19 protein-coding genes are annotated in these 19,983 nt (G+C 45.2%); 16 read left to right on the top strand and 3 right to left on the bottom strand.

What is annotated here, in order from left to right:
- The first annotated feature begins 71 nt into the window (after positions 1-71).
- Together NFR99_RS01815 and NFR99_RS01810 are read left to right on the top strand one after the other, a co-directional pair.
- Positions 72-4,814: a discoidin domain-containing protein gene (locus NFR99_RS01815; protein WP_251352416.1), complete on the top strand. Its 4,743-nt coding sequence runs from the start codon at positions 72-74 to the stop codon at positions 4,812-4,814.
- A gap of 151 nt (positions 4,815-4,965) precedes the next feature.
- Positions 4,966-5,178 carry a DUF1858 domain-containing protein gene (locus NFR99_RS01810; protein WP_120480950.1) on the top strand — a complete coding sequence of 71 codons (213 nt, stop codon included), beginning with the start codon at positions 4,966-4,968 and terminating at the stop codon, positions 5,176-5,178.
- A 141-nt stretch (positions 5,179-5,319) separates the two neighbouring features.
- Here NFR99_RS01810 and NFR99_RS01805 read toward each other — a convergent pair whose 3' ends face one another.
- Positions 5,320-6,072 carry an adaptor protein MecA gene (locus NFR99_RS01805; RefSeq protein WP_120480926.1) on the bottom strand — a complete coding sequence of 251 codons (753 nt, stop codon included), beginning with the start codon at positions 6,070-6,072 and terminating at the stop codon, positions 5,320-5,322.
- 231 nt (positions 6,073-6,303) lie between these two features.
- Here NFR99_RS01805 and NFR99_RS01800 point away from each other — a divergent pair, with 231 nt between their 5' ends.
- The 12 genes from NFR99_RS01800 (at position 6,304) to NFR99_RS01745 (ending at position 16,744) form a co-directional block, all read left to right on the top strand.
- Positions 6,304-6,804, top strand: a complete 501-nt coding sequence (locus tag NFR99_RS01800) for a prepilin peptidase (protein WP_120480925.1) — start codon at positions 6,304-6,306, stop codon at positions 6,802-6,804.
- Positions 6,801-7,811: a P-loop NTPase family protein gene (locus NFR99_RS01795; protein WP_251352413.1), complete on the top strand. Its 1,011-nt coding sequence runs from the start codon at positions 6,801-6,803 to the stop codon at positions 7,809-7,811. Before NFR99_RS01800 ends, NFR99_RS01795 begins: the two co-directional genes overlap by 4 nt.
- On the top strand, positions 7,804-9,036 hold the full coding sequence (locus NFR99_RS01790; RefSeq protein WP_120480923.1) for a CpaF family protein: 1,233 nt from the start codon (positions 7,804-7,806) through the stop codon (positions 9,034-9,036). The genes NFR99_RS01795 and NFR99_RS01790 overlap by 8 nt, the downstream gene beginning before the upstream one ends.
- A gap of 13 nt (positions 9,037-9,049) precedes the next feature.
- Positions 9,050-9,784, top strand: a complete 735-nt coding sequence (locus NFR99_RS01785; protein ID WP_135975531.1) for a type II secretion system F family protein — start codon at positions 9,050-9,052, stop codon at positions 9,782-9,784.
- 2 nt (positions 9,785-9,786) lie between these two features.
- Complete coding sequence (locus tag NFR99_RS01780; protein ID WP_251352411.1) at positions 9,787-11,142, top strand: type II secretion system F family protein; 1,356 nt, start codon at positions 9,787-9,789, stop codon at positions 11,140-11,142.
- Between the two features lie 60 nt (positions 11,143-11,202).
- A complete protein-coding gene (locus NFR99_RS01775; protein WP_120480920.1) occupies positions 11,203-11,370 on the top strand; it encodes a Flp1 family type IVb pilin in 168 nt (55 codons plus the stop codon).
- A 30-nt stretch (positions 11,371-11,400) separates the two neighbouring features.
- Positions 11,401-12,906 carry a DUF5702 domain-containing protein gene (locus tag NFR99_RS01770; RefSeq protein ID WP_135975529.1) on the top strand — a complete coding sequence of 502 codons (1,506 nt, stop codon included), beginning with the start codon at positions 11,401-11,403 and terminating at the stop codon, positions 12,904-12,906.
- Positions 12,907-13,133: 227 nt separating this feature from the next.
- Positions 13,134-13,787, top strand: a complete 654-nt coding sequence (locus NFR99_RS01765; protein WP_251352409.1) for a pilus assembly protein — start codon at positions 13,134-13,136, stop codon at positions 13,785-13,787.
- A 12-nt stretch (positions 13,788-13,799) separates the two neighbouring features.
- Positions 13,800-14,249, top strand: a complete 450-nt coding sequence (locus tag NFR99_RS01760; RefSeq protein ID WP_120480917.1) for a prepilin peptidase — start codon at positions 13,800-13,802, stop codon at positions 14,247-14,249.
- Complete coding sequence (locus NFR99_RS01755; RefSeq protein ID WP_158604760.1) at positions 14,246-14,707, top strand: TadE family protein; 462 nt, start codon at positions 14,246-14,248, stop codon at positions 14,705-14,707. Before NFR99_RS01760 ends, NFR99_RS01755 begins: the two co-directional genes overlap by 4 nt.
- Positions 14,679-16,028 carry a DUF6382 domain-containing protein gene (locus NFR99_RS01750; protein ID WP_251352407.1) on the top strand — a complete coding sequence of 450 codons (1,350 nt, stop codon included), beginning with the start codon at positions 14,679-14,681 and terminating at the stop codon, positions 16,026-16,028. The genes NFR99_RS01755 and NFR99_RS01750 overlap by 29 nt, the downstream gene beginning before the upstream one ends.
- An 86-nt stretch (positions 16,029-16,114) precedes the next feature.
- Positions 16,115-16,744, top strand: a complete 630-nt coding sequence (locus NFR99_RS01745) for a rhomboid family intramembrane serine protease (RefSeq protein ID WP_120480914.1) — start codon at positions 16,115-16,117, stop codon at positions 16,742-16,744.
- Here NFR99_RS01745 and NFR99_RS01740 read toward each other — a convergent pair whose 3' ends face one another.
- Positions 16,745-17,428: a sensor histidine kinase gene (locus NFR99_RS01740; RefSeq protein WP_135975519.1), complete on the bottom strand. Its 684-nt coding sequence runs from the start codon at positions 17,426-17,428 to the stop codon at positions 16,745-16,747.
- A gap of 260 nt (positions 17,429-17,688) precedes the next feature.
- Here NFR99_RS01740 and NFR99_RS01735 point away from each other — a divergent pair, with 260 nt between their 5' ends.
- Entirely contained in the window at positions 17,689-18,096 is a 408-nt protein-coding gene (locus NFR99_RS01735) for an HIT family protein (protein ID WP_120480912.1), read from the top strand.
- 102 nt (positions 18,097-18,198) lie between these two features.
- Positions 18,199-18,720: an RNA polymerase sigma factor gene (locus NFR99_RS01730; protein ID WP_120480911.1), complete on the top strand. Its 522-nt coding sequence runs from the start codon at positions 18,199-18,201 to the stop codon at positions 18,718-18,720.
- Between the two features lie 57 nt (positions 18,721-18,777).
- Here the strand turns inward: NFR99_RS01730 and NFR99_RS01725 are convergent, their stop codons facing one another.
- Positions 18,778-19,842: an undecaprenyldiphospho-muramoylpentapeptide beta-N-acetylglucosaminyltransferase gene (locus NFR99_RS01725; protein ID WP_251352405.1), complete on the bottom strand. Its 1,065-nt coding sequence runs from the start codon at positions 19,840-19,842 to the stop codon at positions 18,778-18,780.
- Between the last annotated feature and the right edge of the window lie 141 nt (positions 19,843-19,983).

The raw sequence follows: 19,983 nt of genomic DNA, 5'->3' as shown, positions 1-19,983 counted from the left end.
ATCTGTAGGATTCAGATACAATAATAGAGAAAAGAAACTGAAAAATTGACAGTAAACAGGGGGGAAGAAAGATGAAGGTAGGGAAATGTATTGCCGGAGGCGTCCTTACAGCAGCAATGATTTGCCAAAGTTTGTATGTGCCGGGTGGGTTCGGTATAGAGACTGTGAAGGCGGCTGCGGCAAATGTGGCTTTGAATAAACCGGCTACGGCATCCGGGGTAGAAAGCGGCGTTGAAAATTGTACACCGGACAAGGCGGTGGACGGTGATACTACAGAGAGCAGCCGCTGGGCGGCGCCGGAGATGAGGAATAGTATTACGGACAATGAGACACATACACCTCAATGGCTGATGCTTGATTTGAAAGCTGCCGGAACGGAAGTAGAAACGATTAAAATTACGTACCATTTAAAAGTCTGGAGCACGCAGTATAAGATTCAGACCAGCGAAACAGGAACTGACGGAACATGGGAGGATGTATACACACAGCCTCTCAGGGACAGCGGGGACAATAATGCAGTAGTAGATACCATTTCTGCAGCGTCTATGGCAAATACGAGCCTGAAGCGTTATGTGAGATTTTATTTTGAACGGGTGAATAACAACGCGGGGGGGCTTTCCGTATCGGTAAGGGAAATTGAAATTTTAGGGACTCAGACAGGCGTTATCCATACGGTTTCGAACGCTCAGGAGGCAATCAATTCCGCGGTGCCTGTGGAGGTGTCTGAGACAGATACTGCATTCGGGATTTCTGAGGTGCCAGGGTATGACGTGGAGGTGTATGGAAGTGAAGCAGACAGGCTGATTGGCGATGATGGAACTCTTTCTCCGCTGCGTATCGGTGACCGTACCATAAATGTCATTGTAAAGGCGGCAAATAAAACAAACGCAAACGATACAGCGAAAAAGAACGTTTCCGTAACTGTACGGGATAACACGAGCCAGTATCCGGCTTTATTCCCGGAGGTGGCGAACCCGAACCCGGAGCCGAAGGTACTGCCTTCCCTGCAGGAGTGGTATGGTTATGAGGGAGATTTTACAATCAGCAAAAATACGGAGATTGTGTATCATGATGCGGCTAATCTTGGGCTTGCGGAAGTGGCGCGGGAGATGCAGGCGGATCTGACAGAAATCTGCGGATTTGTACCAAATGTGAAAGAAGGGACAGCTCATGATTCTGATGATATCTATCTGGAGTCCCTGACAAGCGATACCTACGGTACAGGCGATGAGGGATATCTCATGGTAACAGATGAAAATGGAATCCATATTTCATCTGCCGGAAGGACAGGCGTGCTTTATGGAACGGTTACCGTAGAGCAGATTCTTTATCAGGACAGGGAGCATCAGGCAGTGCCTAAGGGTGTTATCCGTGATTATCCCTTGTATGCAGTGCGCGGCATCATGATGGATGTTGCCAGGATTCCGACCAGAATGCAGTTTTTAGAGGACTATACGAAGATTGTTAAGTGGTATAAACTGAATGAGATGCAGATTCACCTGAATGATAATCAATGGTCAGAACCGGCATATTCTCCGAATTATGAAAAATGGGCGCAGGTGGAAGCTTCCCACAGGCTTTATTCAGACACGTTTCCTTCTCTGGCAACTCAGGAGTCTAAATATATGAAATCAGGGGACAATGAGGGACGTTATGATTATTATTATAATGTCCATACGGGAACAAAGGAAAAAACGGGGGAAGCGGGTGAGTTATACTACACGAAAAAGGAATTTAAGGAGTTCCAAAATCAGGCGGAATCCAGGGGGATCCGTGTAGTTGCCGAGCTTGATACGCCGGGGCACTCTGCAGCGTACACAAAGTATGTGTACGAGAATCAGGAAGAAGTGATAAAAGCTCTTGTAGATAAAAATTATCTGAACAGGGCAGATTATCTTGAGTCTGAGGGGAATATAAAAGAAGGCGTTTCGTTCTATATCCATAATCCAAATAATTTTGAGCTTTTGGCAATTGATGAGAATAGTACAGATACGGAAACGCGGCAGAATGCAGTTCATGCAAAAATTTTTATGACGGCATTGTTTGACGAATATCTGGAAGGTGATGATCCGGTGTTTACTTCTGATACAGTTAGCGCAGGAGTTGATGAGTATTGGGATAAAAACACAGGGAATAACAAAGAGGCATTCCGTAACTATATGAACGATATGTATGATCTTCTTGGAGATAAATACGGAAAAGAAGTCCGCATGTGGGGAGCTTTGGAGGCGATTCCGGGTACAACAGAGCCTAATAAGAATATTATCCTGGAAATCTGGAATGGGCGGGGGGAAGACAATGTCCATAACAGGATTCGTGAAGGATATCGTGTGATCAATGTCCCACAGATGTTTCTGTATGTGACTCCCGGACGTTACCATAAAGATATCATCAGGGAAGAATATATTTATAATAACTGGGATCCTACATTATTTGACGGTGGGAATGGAGGCGCCCGCGTGGATAAAGGCGAACCGTCTGTGCTTGGAGCGAAAGCGGCTCTTTGGGGCGATGCCAATCGTTCCGGAACCACAGAAGCAGACTTGAATGAAAGATATCTCAGGAGCTGTGCAATGGTTAGTGAGAAAACCTGGGGCGGCCAGAAAGCAGACGATACGTTTCTGGAATATGAGCAGACATTTGACCGGTTAAGGGAAGGCCCGGGGACAAAGATTGCCAATCAAATTGACAGTAAGACAAATGTTGTGCTGGACTATAATTTTGAGAATGTATCAAAAGATGGAGCAACCATCTACGATGCCAGCGGAAATGGTTATAACGGAACGATTACAAATGGAACAGTGGTACAGCAGGCGGGAGAAGCCATGCTGAAATTTGACGGAAATACAAAGATAGAGACGCCTCTTACAAGCCTGGGCTATCCATATACAATGAGCTTTGACGTTTATCTGGACGGCTCGGAGAATAATACAAAGGAGTCTTCCCTGTTTTCGGGGTATGACGGAAGACTGCAGGCAGCGGGAATGAATGGCAGCCTGAGCCTGAACCGTGATTATTTTACCCAATCCTTTGATTATCAGATAGAACAAAGAGTAAAGCATAGAATTACAATTGTGGGGACTTATCAGGTAACAAAACTGTATGTAGACGGCCGGTTTGTGAAGATTCTTTATGCAGCGGCGAGAGATATTGATAATGGCGGCAGCCTGGGAAATCAGAACTGGACAGACAGCGATAATAATTATACATCTACATTTGTCTTTCCTCTGAATACTATAGGACAAGGGTTTTCAGGATACTTAGGAAATATTAAGGCATATAACAAATCACTGTCAACGGAAGAGCTGGCGGCAGAAGGGTTTACGGGAACGGGCGAAGCAGATGTGGCCAGAAACCGTCATGCATATACAGAAAGCGGGAATACGGCATATTTGAAATCAGGCGAAAATCTGGCAGGTTCAGATAGCATGAAACTTTATCCGGCATGGAAAGCAACCGATGGCGACGGTCATGTGACAGGCGCCGCCGGAGTTTCGACATCCAGTGAATCAAGGTGGAATTCTTCGAATAACGATACAGACTATCTGATGGTTGATTTGGGAGAAGTCCGGACGGTAAACAAAGTAGTGATTGACTGGGAAGCAAATAGGTATGCCGCTTCTTATAAGATTCAAGTATCTGCCGATGGGAAGAATTGGGAAGATGCTAAATCTGTAACAGGCAATACGAATGCTTTGACTACAGATACTTTTACAGCAAAAAAAGCGCGCTATGTGAAGATGCAGGGAGTTCAGAGGAAATCAGGCGCTGCTGAGTATGCGGTATATGAAATGAAGGTTTATGGTTCTGTGGATAAGGGCGCGTTAAAAGCAGCTTGTGATACGAAAGCATCTGAACTGAAACAGAAGGATGTAAGCTGGGAAAATGCCAACGTGCAGTTTGAAGGATATGTGTTGGCAAAAGCTGTTTTGGGCGATGTGCTGGCGGGGCAGGAGGAAGTGGAGCGCGCGCTGGAAATCCTGCAGGCAGCAGGGAAGAAAGATGAAGCGTTAAAGGATCCGGAAATAAAAACACTGCTTGAACAGGAAAGCCTTTATGAAATAGTGAGCTGGAATGTGTTTAAAGAAGCATATGATGCAGTAAAGAATGCGCCCATAGATATACCAATGGAGCAGTTGCAGGTATTAATTGACGCAATGAAGACGGCGCAGAAAGGGCTTGTAAAGAAACCGAATGAACCAGACAAGCCAGGTAAACCAGATAAACCGGCTCCGGCGCCCGGACCAGGGCCGCAGGTGACAGTTACCCGGCTGGCGGCCCCGGCTGTAACGGCAGTCAAAAGTACGGCGGAGGGCGTAAAAGTATCCTGGGGAGCTGCAGCAAATGCGTTTTCTTATCAGCTTTACCGCAAAACAGGCAGCAAGGTTACAAAAGTGGGCGGTGCAGTGAAAGGGACATCTGCGATAGATACTGCTCCTCTGGGCGGAAAGAATATGTCTTATTATGTAGTAGCGATTTCCGGGAATCCGAAGGCTTATACAGACAGTGCGGCGGGCAGCGCAAAGAGCATTATGCTTCCCAAAGCCACCGGAAAGGTGACCGCAAAACAGGCAAAGGGTAAAAAGGCGGTTTCCATTAAATGGACGAAAGTGAAGAGAGCATCTTCTTACATGATTTACCGTTCGGAAGGCAAGAAAGGGAAATGGAAGAGGATTGCCACGGTGAAAAAGAAGAATTCTTACACTGACAAAAAGGTGAAGAAGAAAAAGAGCTACTCGTATAAAGTGATTGTAGCATCTGCAAAGAAATACAGTCCTGCAAAAGCGGCAAAAAAAGTGGTGAAAGTGAAATAGGCGTCCATTTCATGCCTTGCGGGAAGTAAAAAAAAGTATTATAATTGTTACTGTTGGCACGGGTCTGTGCAGGAATGCACAGACCCATATAAAAGCAGCAACTTATAATTCCCGGTATGGGCCGGGTGAAAATATTCAGGAGGAAAAATTCATGACAAAGGTAACAAAGGATATGATAATTGGCGAGCTTCTTAGTATGGATCCTGAGATGGCAGGCGTTCTGGTTGCAGGCGGTATGCATTGCGTAGGATGCCCGTCTGCGCAGGCAGAGACTTTGGAAGAGGCCGCGCTGGTACACGGCATTGAGCCTGATGTATTGGTGGCGAGGGTGAATGCATTTGTGGAAGCAAAGCAGAATTCCTGATGAAATAAAGGAATCCATACGGATTACGATATAAAGAAAGACACCGAGAGAAGCATTTCTGCTTTTCCCGGTGTCTTTTTTCCTTAGTTTAGTATTTTGAAATTACCGCACTATGCGGCGTTGGCAGATGTTGCGTAGTTTTTAAGAAATCTGCGCCAGCTGCTGCAGGGCATTTCCTTTCACAAGGCATTCTTGATGTTCAGAGTAAAAGGCATCCATGCCCGGCGCAAATTTATGTCCTTTTCCGTATTCTGAAAGAATGTTGCAAATTTTGTTAAATTCTTCAGGACTGTGCTCAGATTTGCTGATTAGCAGGTGGTATTCCTTTGTACAGATATTTTTATACAGTGTGTTGTATCCTGTATAAATGGAATTTAATATACCTGCCGCATGGATTACGGTATCTAAGTCTTTAAATTTATAAAGCCGTGTAAGATTTAACGGCATTTCACACGTTTCTTCTGCAAGCGCCTGTTTGGAATCCTGCTTTTCTGCAAGCTTTTTCTGTGCCGCCCGGATTTTGTTAAACAGACCAAGGATATCGTCGGCTCCTTCCAGGTGGGAAGCAATAGGGGAATCTTCGGAATCCATAACGCCTCCGGCATTGGAGGGTGCAAACTTGGCAAATCTTGTGTCCAGTTCTTCCGGATCTTCTACTTTCGTAATAATCAGGATAATAGATTCTGAGGGCAGCGGAATAGCTTCAATCATCAGCGGAATATCATTTGCCTCAAAACCAAATTCGTAAGCAGCCTGCTGCATCATATCCCGGAAAAAAGACTTTGCATTTTCAGTTCCATAGGCAAGCTCATTTAATTTTAAATGGCGGCTTGCGAGGTCTTCTTTTGTGAGAGTACAGCGTATTTGCGTATCACTGATTTTTTCTATTTTCATATTATCACATCCTATCTCTCTGCCTTATAGCTGCATGGTTAAAAAAGCCCGCAGGCTCTTCAAAGTTTACGTTTAGTATAAACAATTAGAGTCTATCTGTCAAATCAGAACAGAAATAATTTGTGAACATTTTGCGAATACACAACAAAAAACAAAATATTTATCACATACTATTGACATAATAAAACTTATAGGTTATAATTCTGGTAAATCAAGGGAAGGCGGTGAAAAGTGAGCTCTTTATTTTTACTAGCCGTCACAGGAGCGGCAGTTTTGTGGGATATACGAACCGGGAAGGTTCCAAATTTCCTGATTGCGGCGGGGCTGGGAACTGCATCATGGTTCCGGCTTACAGAGCTTGGAATTTTTGGATTTTGGAGGTTTTTGGGAGGAAGTGCCCTGCCGTTGCTTTTACTGGCGGTATTATTTTATTTTCGTATGCTTGGCGCAGGTGACATTAAGCTCTTTTGTGTAATAGGAGGTTTTCTTGGCACAGAGCGGGTATTCATCTGTATGGCATTATCATTTCTGATGGGAGCAGTTATCTCCCTCGTGTTACTAATCAAACGGCGCATTTTTAAAGCGCGTGTTCTATACTTCTTTGCCTATATCGGCAAACTTTATCAGACAGGAAAATATAGTCCTTACAGGGGAAAGGCTCGTGAAGCAGAGTTTTGTTTTACTCTACCAGTGTTTTTTAGTGTATTGCTTTGTGTAGGAGGGGTTTATTGAAGAAAGATATTTTTGCGATTTGTGACCCGGAGGCGGCTTACGCGCTTCGGCTGACAGAGTTTATCCAGGAGAGGCAGGGTACGGCATTTGAAATCCATGCATTTACAAATGTAAAGAGCCTCTGTGAATTTGCAGCCGGACATGAGGTTTCTTTGCTTTTGATTTCCACGCGCGCCATGTGCAGGGAAGTCAGAGAACTGCCGATTGAGAAAATTGTAATTTTATCAGAGGGGGAAATACTGGAAGAGTTGAGTGAGTATTCCTGTATTTATAAATATCAGGCTTCTGACAGCCTGGTAGCTGAAGTTATGGAAGACTATGCTGCGGAAAGACGGACGCCCCAGGCGCTGCTAAAGAAAGATATGTGTTGCATTGCAATATATTCTCCGATAAAAAGGGTGTTAAAAACATCTTTTGCCCTTACGTTAGGACAGCTTCTGGCAAAGGACAGGAAGGTACTGTATCTGAATATGGAGAGTTGTTCCGGATTTTCGCGTCTTATGGAAAAGGAATTTATGGCGGACATTTCAGACTTGATGTATTTCATAAAACGGGACGGCGGCAGTTTGGTGTACAAACTGCAGGGAATTGTGCAGAGTCTGGGAAATCTGGATTATGTACCTCCGGCGCTGTCGCCGATGGATATCCGGAGCGTGGAATGTAAAGAGTGGCTGTCTCTTTTGGAAGAGGTGGAGTCATACAGCACGTATGAGATGATTATCCTGGACTTTGATGAGTCAGTAGACGGATTTCTGGAAATTCTGCGCCGTTGTCAAATGGTTTATATGCCTGTGCGGGAGGATAACATTTCAGTGGCAAAGATTCGGCAGTATGAGAAATTACTGGAGTTCGCGGGATATGGTGACTTAGAGGAAAAGACACGCAAACTAAAACTTCCTTTTCATGGGAATTTTGGACAAGGCACACAATATGTAGAGCAGCTTATATGGGGGGAGCTGGGGGACTTTGCCAGGAATTTGATAAGAGAGGAGTTTGGGAATGGATGAAATAGGGATTCGCATACAGTCGCTTAGGGAAAAGCTGATAAAAAGGATAGGGGAGGAAACAGAAGTACGCGATGATAGGGTTCAGGATATTATTGATGAATTAATCATGGAGGAGGGCAGGGAAGCTTATATAAGCCTGCCGCAGAAGCAGCAGGTTCGTATAGAGCTGTTTAACAGTATAAGAGGGCTGGATATTCTTCAGGAACTTTTGGATGATGATGACGTAACAGAGATTATGGTGAACGGAACAGGGGGAATTTTTGTAGAACGGCAGGGACGGATTTCAAAATGGGAAAAGCATTTTTTCTCCGAGGAGAAATTGCAAGAACTGGTGCAGCAGATTGTAGCGGGATGCAATCGGATTGTAAACGAGTCGGTGCCTATCGCTGATGCCAGGCTGAAAGATGGCGCCCGGGTTAATATTGTATTGGCTCCGGTGGCGCTAAATGGGCCGATTATTACCATACGGAGATTTCCAAACCGTCCGATAACAATGGCACAGCTTATCGAATGGGGGGCGGTGACAGAGGAGGCAGTGAGTTTTCTGAAAAAGCTGGTAAAAGCAGGGTATAACATTTTTATCAGCGGAGGGACAGGGTCGGGAAAGACGACGTTCCTGAATGCCCTTTCTGATTATATTCCAAAGGATGAGAGGATTATCACGATTGAGGATAATGCAGAGCTTCAGATCCAGGGAGTAGAAAATCTGGTAAAAATGGAAGCGAGAAGGGCGAACACGGAGGGAGCGCATGAGGTTTCTATCCGTGAGCTGATAAAATCCAGCCTGCGCATGCGGCCGGACAGGATTATTGTAGGGGAAGTACGTGGGGAAGAAGCGATAGATATGCTGCAGTCATTAAATACCGGGCACGACGGCTCTTTAAGTACCGGACATGGAAACAGCCCGCGGGATATGCTTTCAAGGCTGGAGACGATGGTTTTTATGGGGATGGAGCTTCCGGTTTCGGCGGTCCGAAGACAGATTGCATCAGGAATTGATATTCTGGTGCATTTGGGAAGGCTGCGGGACAAGAGCCGGAAAGTGCTGGAGATTGCCGAGGTATCCGGGTATCAGTATGAGACAGAGGAAATCCTCCTCCGTACTCTCTACGAATTCCGGGAGAGCGGATGCAAAGAAGAGCAGAAAGTACAGGGGAGGCTGGAAAAATGCGGGGATATGGTGAATACGGGGAAGTTTTTGCAGGCAGGAATTTACGAATGGTAAGCAGGAGAAGGATATGGATTATGGAAATTACAGGTTTACATGGGCAGAGAAGGTACGGTACGGTTTGGAATATATCCTGCTGGATGGTGTAGTGAGTGTTCTGTTTTACCGCTCGTGGATTCCGTTTTTGTTATTTTTTCCGGGAGTTTTGTGGTTTTTGCGTGTGAAGAGAAAGGAACGGCAGAAAGCGCGGATACGGGAGCTGGGAAAGCAGTTTTTGTCAGGAATGCAGGCAGTATCAAATGGGCTGGCGGCAGGGTATTCCGTGGAGAATGCTTTTGGGGAGGCGCTAAAAGAACTGCAGAAGGTTCCGGGGAATGATTTGGTGGAAAAAGAGTTTTCTTTGATAACAGTGCAGCTGTCTTTTAACAGGACGCTGGAAGAGCTGCTCTCTGATTTGGCGAAACGGAGCGGGGAAGAAGATATCCGTAACTTTGCGGAAGTTTTCGGGGTGGCAAAACGAAGCGGCGGAGATTTGGTTGCTATTATTCGAAATACGGTGAAATCTATCAGCCGGAAAGAAGAAACGCGAAAGGAGATCAGGGTGTGCATTGCCTCGAAGAAGCTGGAGCAGAATGTAATGAGCGCCGTACCGTTGTTTATTTTGGCGTATGTAGGGACAGCGTCTCCGGGATTCCTGGATGTCATGTACCATAGTGTTGCAGGAATTACAGTGATGAGCGGTTGTTTGTTTGTGTATTTTTTGGCATGGATGCTTGGAAAACGTATTGTGGAAATTGAGGTGTAAAGATGAAAAGATTGTTGTTTCCATTTTACAGGATAAGCCTGTGGATAATAGGCAGGATACCGGATAGCATATGGAAAGAAAAAAAGAGGGAGACAGCAGAGCGGCAGAGTATCCTGAACCCGGGAAAGAAGCCGGAACCGGAGAAATATTATGCCTGGCGTCTGGCGGCAGTGATGGCGATTTTGTTCTGGGGAATGGGATTGGCAGTTTTCGTAGAAATAATGATGGGCAGAGCAGAAGAAAGTATGCTGAGTATGCATCTTTTACGGCCGGCCTATGGAGAAGGCTACAGGGAGACAGAGCTGGAGGTTTCTATCGAAGGGGAATCCGGGAATATGGTGCTTCCGATACAGATTAGTGAGCAGGAATACACTGCGGAGGAGATTCAGGAGATTTTTAAAGAAATCACCGGGGAACTGGAGCAGCAGATTACGGGAGAAAATCCGAGCTTGGAGAAAGTAAGAAATGACCTTGTATTTCCGGCATCTTTGTACGGAGGGGCGGTAGAAGCGGAGTGGATGGTTTCTCCCGCAGATTTGCTGGATACGAAAGGCCAAATTTTGAGGGAACCGGAGGAAACAGGGGAATTGGCGGAGATTCGGGTACTGCTGAAGTATCGGGAGTATCAGGCAGAGTATACATGTTATGCGTGTATATATCCGCCAGCCAGGACGGAAGGAGAGATGTTGGGAAAACATCTGAAAGAAGAGGTTGTGCGTGCCGACGAAAAGGGGAAATACGAAAATAAATTAATTTTGCCGGAGGCTGTAGATGGACGAAAGGTAATCTGGAAGAAACCATCCCTGCATATGGGCGCATACCTGGGTGTTCTGGTGGTGATAGGAGCTGCACTGGTATGGATTCAGCAGAAAAAAAGCATACAAAAGCTGGAACAGCAGAGAAAAATGCAGCTTATTCGTGATTACCCGGAAATTCTTTTTAAAATGGCCATGCTTCTTGGAGCAGGACTGACATTAAAAGGAACATTTCGGAAGATTGCCGAAGAATACCGGGAACAAAAGCCGGAAAAGCTCCGCTATGCTTATGAAGAAATGTGGGCTGCCTGCAAAGAAATGGAAAATGGTGTAGGAGAAGCGGCTGCTTATGAAAAATTTGGGAAACGGTGTGGGGAACCCGGATACATAAAGCTTGGCTCTATTTTGTCGCAGAATCTGAAGAAAGGGGCAAAAGGTCTTCAGGAACTCTTGGAACAGGAGGCAGAGACGGGGTTTGAGGATAGAAAACATGCGGCGAGAAAGCTTGGGGAGGAAGCGGGAACGAAACTGCTGTTTCCGATGATGCTGATGCTGGCAATTGTACTTGTGGTATTAACCGTTCCGGCAGTAATGAGCTTTTGATCATGGTTTCGCCGGAAAATTTTGAGATACGCAGATAGAGTTTGAAAGGAGGTGATCTATATGGAGCATGTGAAAGACTTTTTGGCAGAAGAAGATGGAGTAGGCGTTGTGGAAGTGATTTTAATTTTGGTCGTTCTGATTGGGCTGGTTATTATTTTTAAGAGCCAGCTGACGAATCTGGTGAATAGCATTTTTAAGAAAATTACAAGCCAGAGCAATGGAATTTAAAATTATGCAGCAGATGTAAAGGAGGAAGCAATGAAAAGGTACAGATGCCGGGGAACGATTACAGTATTTTTAAGCCTGGTCAGCGTACTGTTTTTATCCCTGGTCTGTACTATGGTAGAATCAGCGAGACTTCAGGGAGCCAGAGCCTGGGCGGCGGCAGTAACAGATATGGGGATTTTTTCTGTATTTGGGGAATATAGCACAGAGATTTTAGAGAAATATGATGTGTTGTTCCTTGACGGTTCTTATGGGAACGGGGAGTTTGAGGAGGAAAGAATAGCGCTGCAAATGCGGGAGTTTATGAGGTATAATGCGAATCCTGCGGAGGAAATGAAGTTGATAAAAGGACGGAATCTTTTTCCTATGGAAATAGAGAAATGTGAGGTTTCCGGATATACATTGGCTACGGATGAAAACGGAGAAGCTTTTTATCAGCAGGCAGTGCGGAATGTGAAGGAAAATTTGGGGACGGAGCTGCTGCTCAAATACCAGGAAGCAAGAAAGGAAGCCGAACGGCAGCAGGAAGCGGCAGATATTTATGAGAAAAAAGATGGGATTGACTGGGATAACCTGGAAGGCTTAGAGCGGCAGCAAGAGGAGTTAAAAGAGGAAGAGATAAAAGAAAAAGGCGGGGAGGAAGTAACAGAAGATATCCGACAGGATAAACCAGTGGAAAATCCGTTGGATACAATTAAGAAAATAAAGAAGCTGGGGATTTTGGGACTGGTGATAAAGGATGCTTCCAGTGTATCAGGGAAGAGCGCCGAAAAGCAGGAGATGGTTTCGGGAAGAACACGTAGAGAAGGGAATCTTCCAGTGGAAAAGAAGTATTCAGGAGCGGCATCTGACGTTATATTCCAGGATTATCTGCTGGGGCGCTTTGGAACATGGAGAAAACCGTGTAAGGAAGGAGCGCTGGAATACCAGGCAGAATATATACTGATGGGCAAAGACAGTGATGAGGCGAACCTGAAAGCTGTGGTTAACCGGCTGCTTCTTATGCGGGAGGGGGTAAACCTTCTCTATGCGGCATCGGATACAAAGATGAGAAGTCAGGCAGGGAGCCTTGCAGTGTCTATTGCCGGAGCAGTTCCTGTTCCGGGGCTGGTACAGGCGTTGGAGGCGGTGCTGCTTCTCGCGTGGGCCTATGGGGAGAGCCTGCTGGATGTACGTACGCTGATGTCAGGCGGGAAAGTTCCGTCTATAAAAGATGCATCTACCTGGAAGCTTTCTCTTGAAAAGCTTGCACAGGTCACAGAGCTTCTGGAAGAATGTGACAGCGGTGGGGGAAGCGGGCAGGATTATGAAGATTATTTGAGGATTTTGATGCTTACCGGAGAAAAGCGGAAGTATCCTTTACGAGCGCTGGATATGATGGAACAGACGCTTGGAGGACAGGCGGATAGCTGGATAGTGAAAGCAGAAGCGGCGGTTTCCTGGAAATTTCCTGCTATATTTCTGAGAATTCCTCAAGTATTTATGGGGCTGCCGAAGCAGACGCCGGGATATGAAGTAAAAGGAAGTTTTGGCTATTGAGCCGTTTTGTTAGGAGGTGGACAGGGATGTTCTTTCTCTGCTCAAATAAATATAAAAGAAAGGAAATAAGCTCTCTCCCGAGACAATATGGTTTTAGAAAAGAGGGCAGGGAAAGGATATCCCTGTCTGCCTCCTGCAGAGGAAGCCTTACTGTAGAGGCGGCGTGTGTGCTCCCTATATTTCTTTGTGGAATCCTGGCATTTCTCTATTTCTTTCAGGCGGTGACTATGGCTGGGAAAGTAGCGGAAGCATTGCAGGATGCGGGAAAGCAAATGGCGGTGTATGCCTATGTAAAAGAGCAGGCGTTGGGTAAAGAAGAGATTTCAGCATCTAAAATTGTAAGCTTGATTTATGCAAAAAACAGAATTAATCGGACATTGGAGGCAGATGCCCCATCTGTCAGCCTCATGCGTTCTTCAGTTTTGAAGAAGGATGGAATAATAGATTTGGTTGCAGAGTATAAGTTTCGGTGGAAGATGCCGTTTTTCTCATTTTCTGATTTCCCGATTCTGCAGAGAGCCAGAATCCGTGCGTGGACAGGCAGAAGCAGTGTGGATAACGGTGGGAATGAGAATGGGGACTCTGGGGGCAAGGTATATGTGACGACAAATGGAAATGTGTACCACAAGAGCCGGGACTGTACCCATATCCGTTTGTCAGTTCGTCAGGAACCGGAAAGCAGGGTGTCCGGACTTCGGAATGTAGATGGAGGAAAATATCATCCTTGTGAAAAATGTGGCGGCAGTGGTTCACGGATATATGTGACAGATACGGGAGATAGATACCACAGTTCGGCAGCATGCAGCGGTTTAAAACGAGAAGTAATAGAGATACCGCTGTCACAGGCGGAGGGATGGAAGGCATGTTCAAGATGCGGGTAAGAGGAGTACAGGATGGAAAAATGGATAATGGGGATATTTTTGATAATAGGCAGTGTGGAGGATATAAGAAAGAAGGAAATTTCGGGTATATATCTGGGAATATTTTTTCTTTCCGGTTTGGCAGTACGTTCTATAGAACTAATTTTTGGAAATGGGATAAGCCCTGTAGTGAGCTGGATTGCCGGGTGCGCGGCGGGGGCTGTACTTGCAGGTGCGGCGAAACTCACGCGGGAGGCGATAGGTTATGGAGATGCATTGACGGCGGCTGTACTTGGCGTTTGGCTGGGCTTCCCGGCGTTGATAGAAATTTTATTTCTTGCGCTTCTTTTGTCAGCAGTATATTCTGCATGGCTGATTTTTGTAAAGAGCACGGGAAGGAAGTACAAAATTGCATTTCTGCCGTTTTTGGCGGCAGGATATTTGATCTGGTTATTGTTGGCAGGGGAGGGGAAAAGCGGATGAAACTGAAAGGAAGCTACACTGTGGAGGCGGCTTTATTAATGGCTCTGGTGATTCCGCTTCTCGCCGGAATTATCTATATGGGATTTTATTTGCACAATGGGGCGGCAATGCAGAATGCTGCCTATGAGCTGGCAGCATTAGGGAGCCTTCATTATGGTGAAAAAGAAAGGGAGGAAATTATAAAAGAGAGAAAACGGGAGATTGGTTCGCAGCTGTTCCTGGGGATTCAAGGGATAGAGGCAGAAATACATATAGGTAAGAAAAAAATTACTGCCGACTTTCAGGGAAATTTGCAAGTGCCGGGACTGGTTATGCGGATTTTCTGCGGAAACAGGCTGGAAGTCCGAGGGCATGCAGAATTGATATCGCCGCAGCCTCAAAAGACAGTTATGCGCATCCATTTGCTGAAAAAAATTGGGGAGGTTAAAGATGGAAGCAACGTATCGCCGCGACAGTGAGCATAATTATATGATATTGAAATCAGATGAGAAACTTCACGGAAACGAATATCAGGTCAGGATGCTTTTGGGGAACGAAATTCCCGGGCTTTTGCGATGCAAGCTGCGTATGATAGACGGAGAAGCGTATTTTTATTATGATATTACGTCCCGCCAGCCTCTGTCCAGAATTTTAGGACAGCACCCGGCAAGCAGTGAAGATATCCGGGCAATTGCGTCGGGTCTTGTCAAAGCACTGGATGGGATAGAGAGATATCTGTTGGCAGAGGAGGGGCTTCTCTTAGAGCCGGACTTTCTTTATATGGATGTAGAAACAAAAGAGATAAGTTTTTGCTATCTGCCATTTTTTCAAAAAAATTTTTCAGAGGCATTTCGTGAGTTGGCAGAATATCTTTTGAAAAGCTTAAATCATGAAGATGACCAGGCGGTATTGTGGGGATATCAGCTTTACAGCGGGACAGTGGAAGAAAACTATCATGTGTCTGCGGTGGTAAGGAAACTGTACCGAACAGACGGCAGCGGAAAAGATAAAACAGTAAAGAGAGAAATAGAAGTTTTGGAGCGGGAAGAGGCAGAGAGCAGCAAAGAGGCGGAAGTACCGAGACAGTCTCTTCCGAATCCTGAAAGCTTAAAATCACCAGTATGCCAGAGCCTGACAGGGCAGGAACATTTGAAAAAGCGCAGGCAGTACAGATATATTCTGGAGATGATTTCAGGAGGCGTGTTGCTTGCGGCAAGCATGGCAGGACTTGTTTTTTGTGGGATGTTGACACTGACACAGGCAGGCGGGGCAGTGTTTTTGCTGGCAGCGGCGGTGTTTTACGCGGCGGGTGGAAAGGGAAAGAAACGACAGCGGCCACCGAAACAGGGGCAGAAAAGGCAGGAAGAAAGACCGGCAGAACAAGAAGCACAGGGTGGCGTACAGCAGTGGAAGGAGCAAAAGGAAAAGATTTGCGACTTTTATGAGGAAGCCGGTGAGGAAATCTATGGACAGACAACCTTATTTCGGGAAGGGATGCCGGGGGATGCTCCGGTGCTGCTTAGCATTCATGCAGAGCAGAGGGGAAACGCAGTGGTGGATGAGGAGAAATTTATTATAGGAAAGCTAAAAGGGAAGGTGAATCTTGTTCTTGATTTGCCTCCGGTCAGCCGTATCCATGCCGGAATTGAGCGGCGGGATGGAAAATACTTTCTGACGGATTTAAATTCCACAAATGGCACGTTTTTAAATGGAGAACGGCTGGAAGCAAATGAGTACAGGCAGCTTCGTTCAGGAGATGAAATTTACTTCGCAGGAGCCGGTTATTATTTTAAAGAATAGCCACAAAAGGCTTGCAAACAAAAATCTTTCTGTTAAAATATGGGTAAGCATAAAAAATATATGGTTTGTGGAAAAGGAGAATCCAGATGGATGAGGTAAAAGACTTTTTGAAATCCAGGACATTCTGCAACCTTTTTATTATTTTCGTGAATATTGCAGTTTTTCTGATAATGGAGATAATAGGAGATACAGAGGATGTGGAGTTCATGCTGCGTCATGGTGCGTCTTACACACCGTGGATTGTAGGATATAAAGAGTATTATCGGCTGGTGACCTGCATATTTCTTCATTTTGGTCTGGATCATCTATTTAATAACATGTTTGCCTTGATGTTTTTAGGAGATGGGCTGGAGCGTGCGGTGGGGAAAGTGCGTTACCTCATGATATATTTGGGCGGAGGAATTCTGGCGAATGTAGTATCCTGCGCGTTGGAATACCGGACGATGGATTTTAGTGTAAGCGCGGGAGCTTCCGGAGCTGTTTTCGCTGTGATAGGCGCATTGGTTTATATTGTTGTAGTAAACAGAGGAAGAGTGGATGAATTCACGGGAAAGCGTTTGGTTCTGATGGCAGCGTTGACGCTTTTTGAAGGTTTTACTTCTACCGGGGTGGACAATGCAGCCCATGTGGGCGGTTTTGTGTTCGGGCTGCTTTTTGCAGTTTTGCTTTATAAAAAGCCACGTCAATCAAGAAGGGAGAGTTCTTGGTATTACTGATTATGTAAGTGGCAGAAGGATGGTGAAGCAGGTTCCGGTGCCCGGTTCTGTTTCAAGTAACAGCTGCCCGTGGTGGGCTTCGATAATGCGTTTCGTAATGGCAAGCCCCAGTCCGGTGCCGTTTGGTTTGTGGGTAGTAAAAGGCTGAAACAGAGAATCTATGTATTCAGCAGGGATTCCGCAGCCTGTATCTGAAATTCGGATGGATAGGTATCGCCCGTCTGCGGAGGCAGCCAGAGAAACCGTACCGTCTCCTTCGAGTGACTCAAAACCATTTCGGATTAGATTGTGAAGCGCCTGACGCAGTTTGGTAGAATCGGCGTGAATTTCAGGAAGATCCTGTGGTATATGAGAAGAGAAATGGAAAGGTTTCGGAAGCAGGAAATTTAAAGATGCGGTCACCTCTTTTAGCCAGTGGGAGGTATTTAACAGCTCCAGATGGAGAAGCATACTGTTGTTGTAGTGCGAGACATCTTCCAGCAGATTCAGCAAATGTGTCATGTCTCTTCTGACGTCGTTCCAGAACGCGAAATCCCGGACTTCCGGATGCTGCTTCTCTATAAGATTTAAGGAACCATTAATCAAGGTTACAGGATTGCGTATTTCGTGTGAGATTTGAGAGATGGCTATTCGCTGCTCTTCGATTGTTTTTTTCAATGCCTTTAGCTGATGTTCTTGTGTCATTTTAGAAAATCTCCTTTGACGAAAATATAGAATATCCCGGCATTACCGTTTGTGTTCGATTTAGTGTACCACTGTATAAAGAAAATAGCAAATACTTGTTGTTGACATTATTTTGCAAAAGAATTACCATGAAATGACCACAGACTGGAAAATGAGATGTTTTACAAGTATCTGCGGCAGGTACAAGAGAAAGGAAAAATTTGGAAGTAAGCTTCTAAATCTATTAAGAGGGCGCAGAAAATGCGTCAGAAGGAGGAAAAATGAAAGACGACACTTGTATTTTTTGTAAACTGGCAGCCGGAGAGATTCCTTCTGCAACAATCTATGAGGATCAGGAGTTTCGCGTGCTTTTGGATTTAAATCCGGCTACAAGAGGACATGCCTTGATTTTGCCCAAAGAGCATTTTATGAACATTTTTGAGATGCCGGAGGAGTGGGCGGCGAAGGCATTTGCGCTGGCAAAACGGATGTCAGGAAAGATGAAAGAAGTTTTGGGATGCGATGGTTTTAATATTGTACAGAACAATGGTGCAGCAGCCGGTCAGACGGTATTTCATTTCCACATTCATCTGATTCCAAGGTATGAACATGATGGTGCGGGCATCAATTGGCCGCAGGGAACGTTGACAGAAGAAGAGAAAACAGAGATTCTGAAAAGCTTTCAGTAAAAGCATTTGCAGCTGTTTGGAGCTGGGTATTAAAAATTAAATAGCATTCTGAGACGGATTCGAAGGGCTGCGAACATTCTAGAGAAGGAATTTCGGGCACAAATGAAGAATGAGAGGTTTACGGAAGTCTATAAGAGATACAACAGACTGATTATAAAGATAGCGTATGATAGCTTGAAAGATGGATTTGCCGCAGAGGAAATCTGCCAGCAGGTGTTTGTGAGTTTTTATGAGAATATGGAGAAGATTTCAGAAGAACACATGAAAGGATGGCTGATTGTTGCCGCGAAAAATGCGCTGATTGATTATGTCAGAAAGCAAAAGAGCAGAAGTGGAAAAGTATTCTGGCTGTATGGAGTTGAGGAATCGCTTACGACCGAGGATAACGCGGAACATGTAGTGGAACGGGTAATGCAAAGTCAGCTGTCTTTTCAAATTCTGCAAGATCTTCGGAAAAAGAATCAGGAATGGTATGAGATAGTTATGGCAATCTGCGTTTATGGAATGCGGCTGGGAGATGCTGCAAAGCACCTGCAGATGACACCGCAGGTGCTGAGCGCAAAGCTTTATCGGGCAAAAAAGTATATCCGCGATAAATATCAGAGAGAATATCATCAAAACTGATACATCCTATCTGATTCTTTAAGGGGCGATAGAAAATTCAGGTATAAGGGCGGAAAATCAGTGGGACAGATCCTCAATCAGAGAGATGATTTTTGAAATGGCATCGCTCTGTTCACTGGTTTCCATAGCAGCGATATAATCGGCACGGTTATTGTATAGTTTCATAATTCTTGAAATTAGAATAGTAGGAGCAAGCTGATCTTCGGTAAGAACTTCACTAAATCCCTGGTTTTCAAAGGAATCTGCGTTTAGTATCTGATCGCCCCGGCTGGCATTTGCAGAAAGCGGAATCAGCAGGTTCGGTTTTCTAAGAGCCAGGATTTCGCAGATAGCATTGGCTCCGGCGCGCGAGACGCAAACGTCTGTCAGTGCAAAAAGATCCGCCAGTTCTTTTTTGACATACTCAAACTGAATATATCCTTCCAGATGGTCAAGAGAGGAGTCCAGCTTGCCTTTTCCGCAGAGATGAATAACCTGAAATGTTTTCAGAAGTTCAGGAAGAATACCGCGCATGGCGTCATTTACTACTGCGGAACCCTGGCTTCCGCCAATAATCATTAAAACGGGTTTATTTGCCGTAAAGCCGCAGAAGTTCAGGGCGTTTAACTTATTTCCGGACAGAAGTTCCTGGCGTATCGGAGAACCGGTCAGCACGGCTTTATTTTCCGGGAGATGTCTCATGGTTTCCGGAAAATTGCAGCATACTTTATCCGCAGATGGGATACAGAGTTTGTTGGCAAGTCCCGGAGTCATATCGGATTCATGGATAATCACGGGTATATGTTTCCGGTGCGCAGAGATGACTACCGGAACGGTAACAAATCCGCCTTTAGAAAATATCACATCAGGCTTTAAGTGTTTGATTAGTTTTCTGGCCTGTTTGTATCCATGCAGAACTTTGAATGGATCCGTAAAGTTTTTCGGATCAAAGTAGCGGCGGAGTTTGCCGGAATCGATACCATAGTAAGGAATATCCATTTCCTCAATGAGTTTCCTTTCGATACCATTATAAGAACCAATGTAGTGAATATCATAATTTAATTCTCTGAGTGTTGGGAGCAGCGCAATATTTGGTGTAACATGCCCGGCAGTACCGCCGCCGGTAAGTATGATACGTTTCATAATAATCCTCCAATTCAATAATCCTATGATAATCTTATACTGTTATAAGAAAAAGTCAAGAAGAGAGTTGGCGTATTTTATAGAGAAACAGAAGAAAAAAGGGAACTGGAACCGGAAACCGGACTGAACATATGTATATAA

The sequence above is a fragment of the Hominisplanchenecus murintestinalis genome (assembly GCF_943193015.1).
GTDB classification, from domain to species: domain Bacteria; phylum Bacillota; class Clostridia; order Lachnospirales; family Lachnospiraceae; genus Hominisplanchenecus_A; species Hominisplanchenecus_A murintestinalis.
The sequence above is the reverse complement of the archived record's forward strand: the minus strand, read 5'-3'. Positions and strand labels throughout refer to the sequence as shown.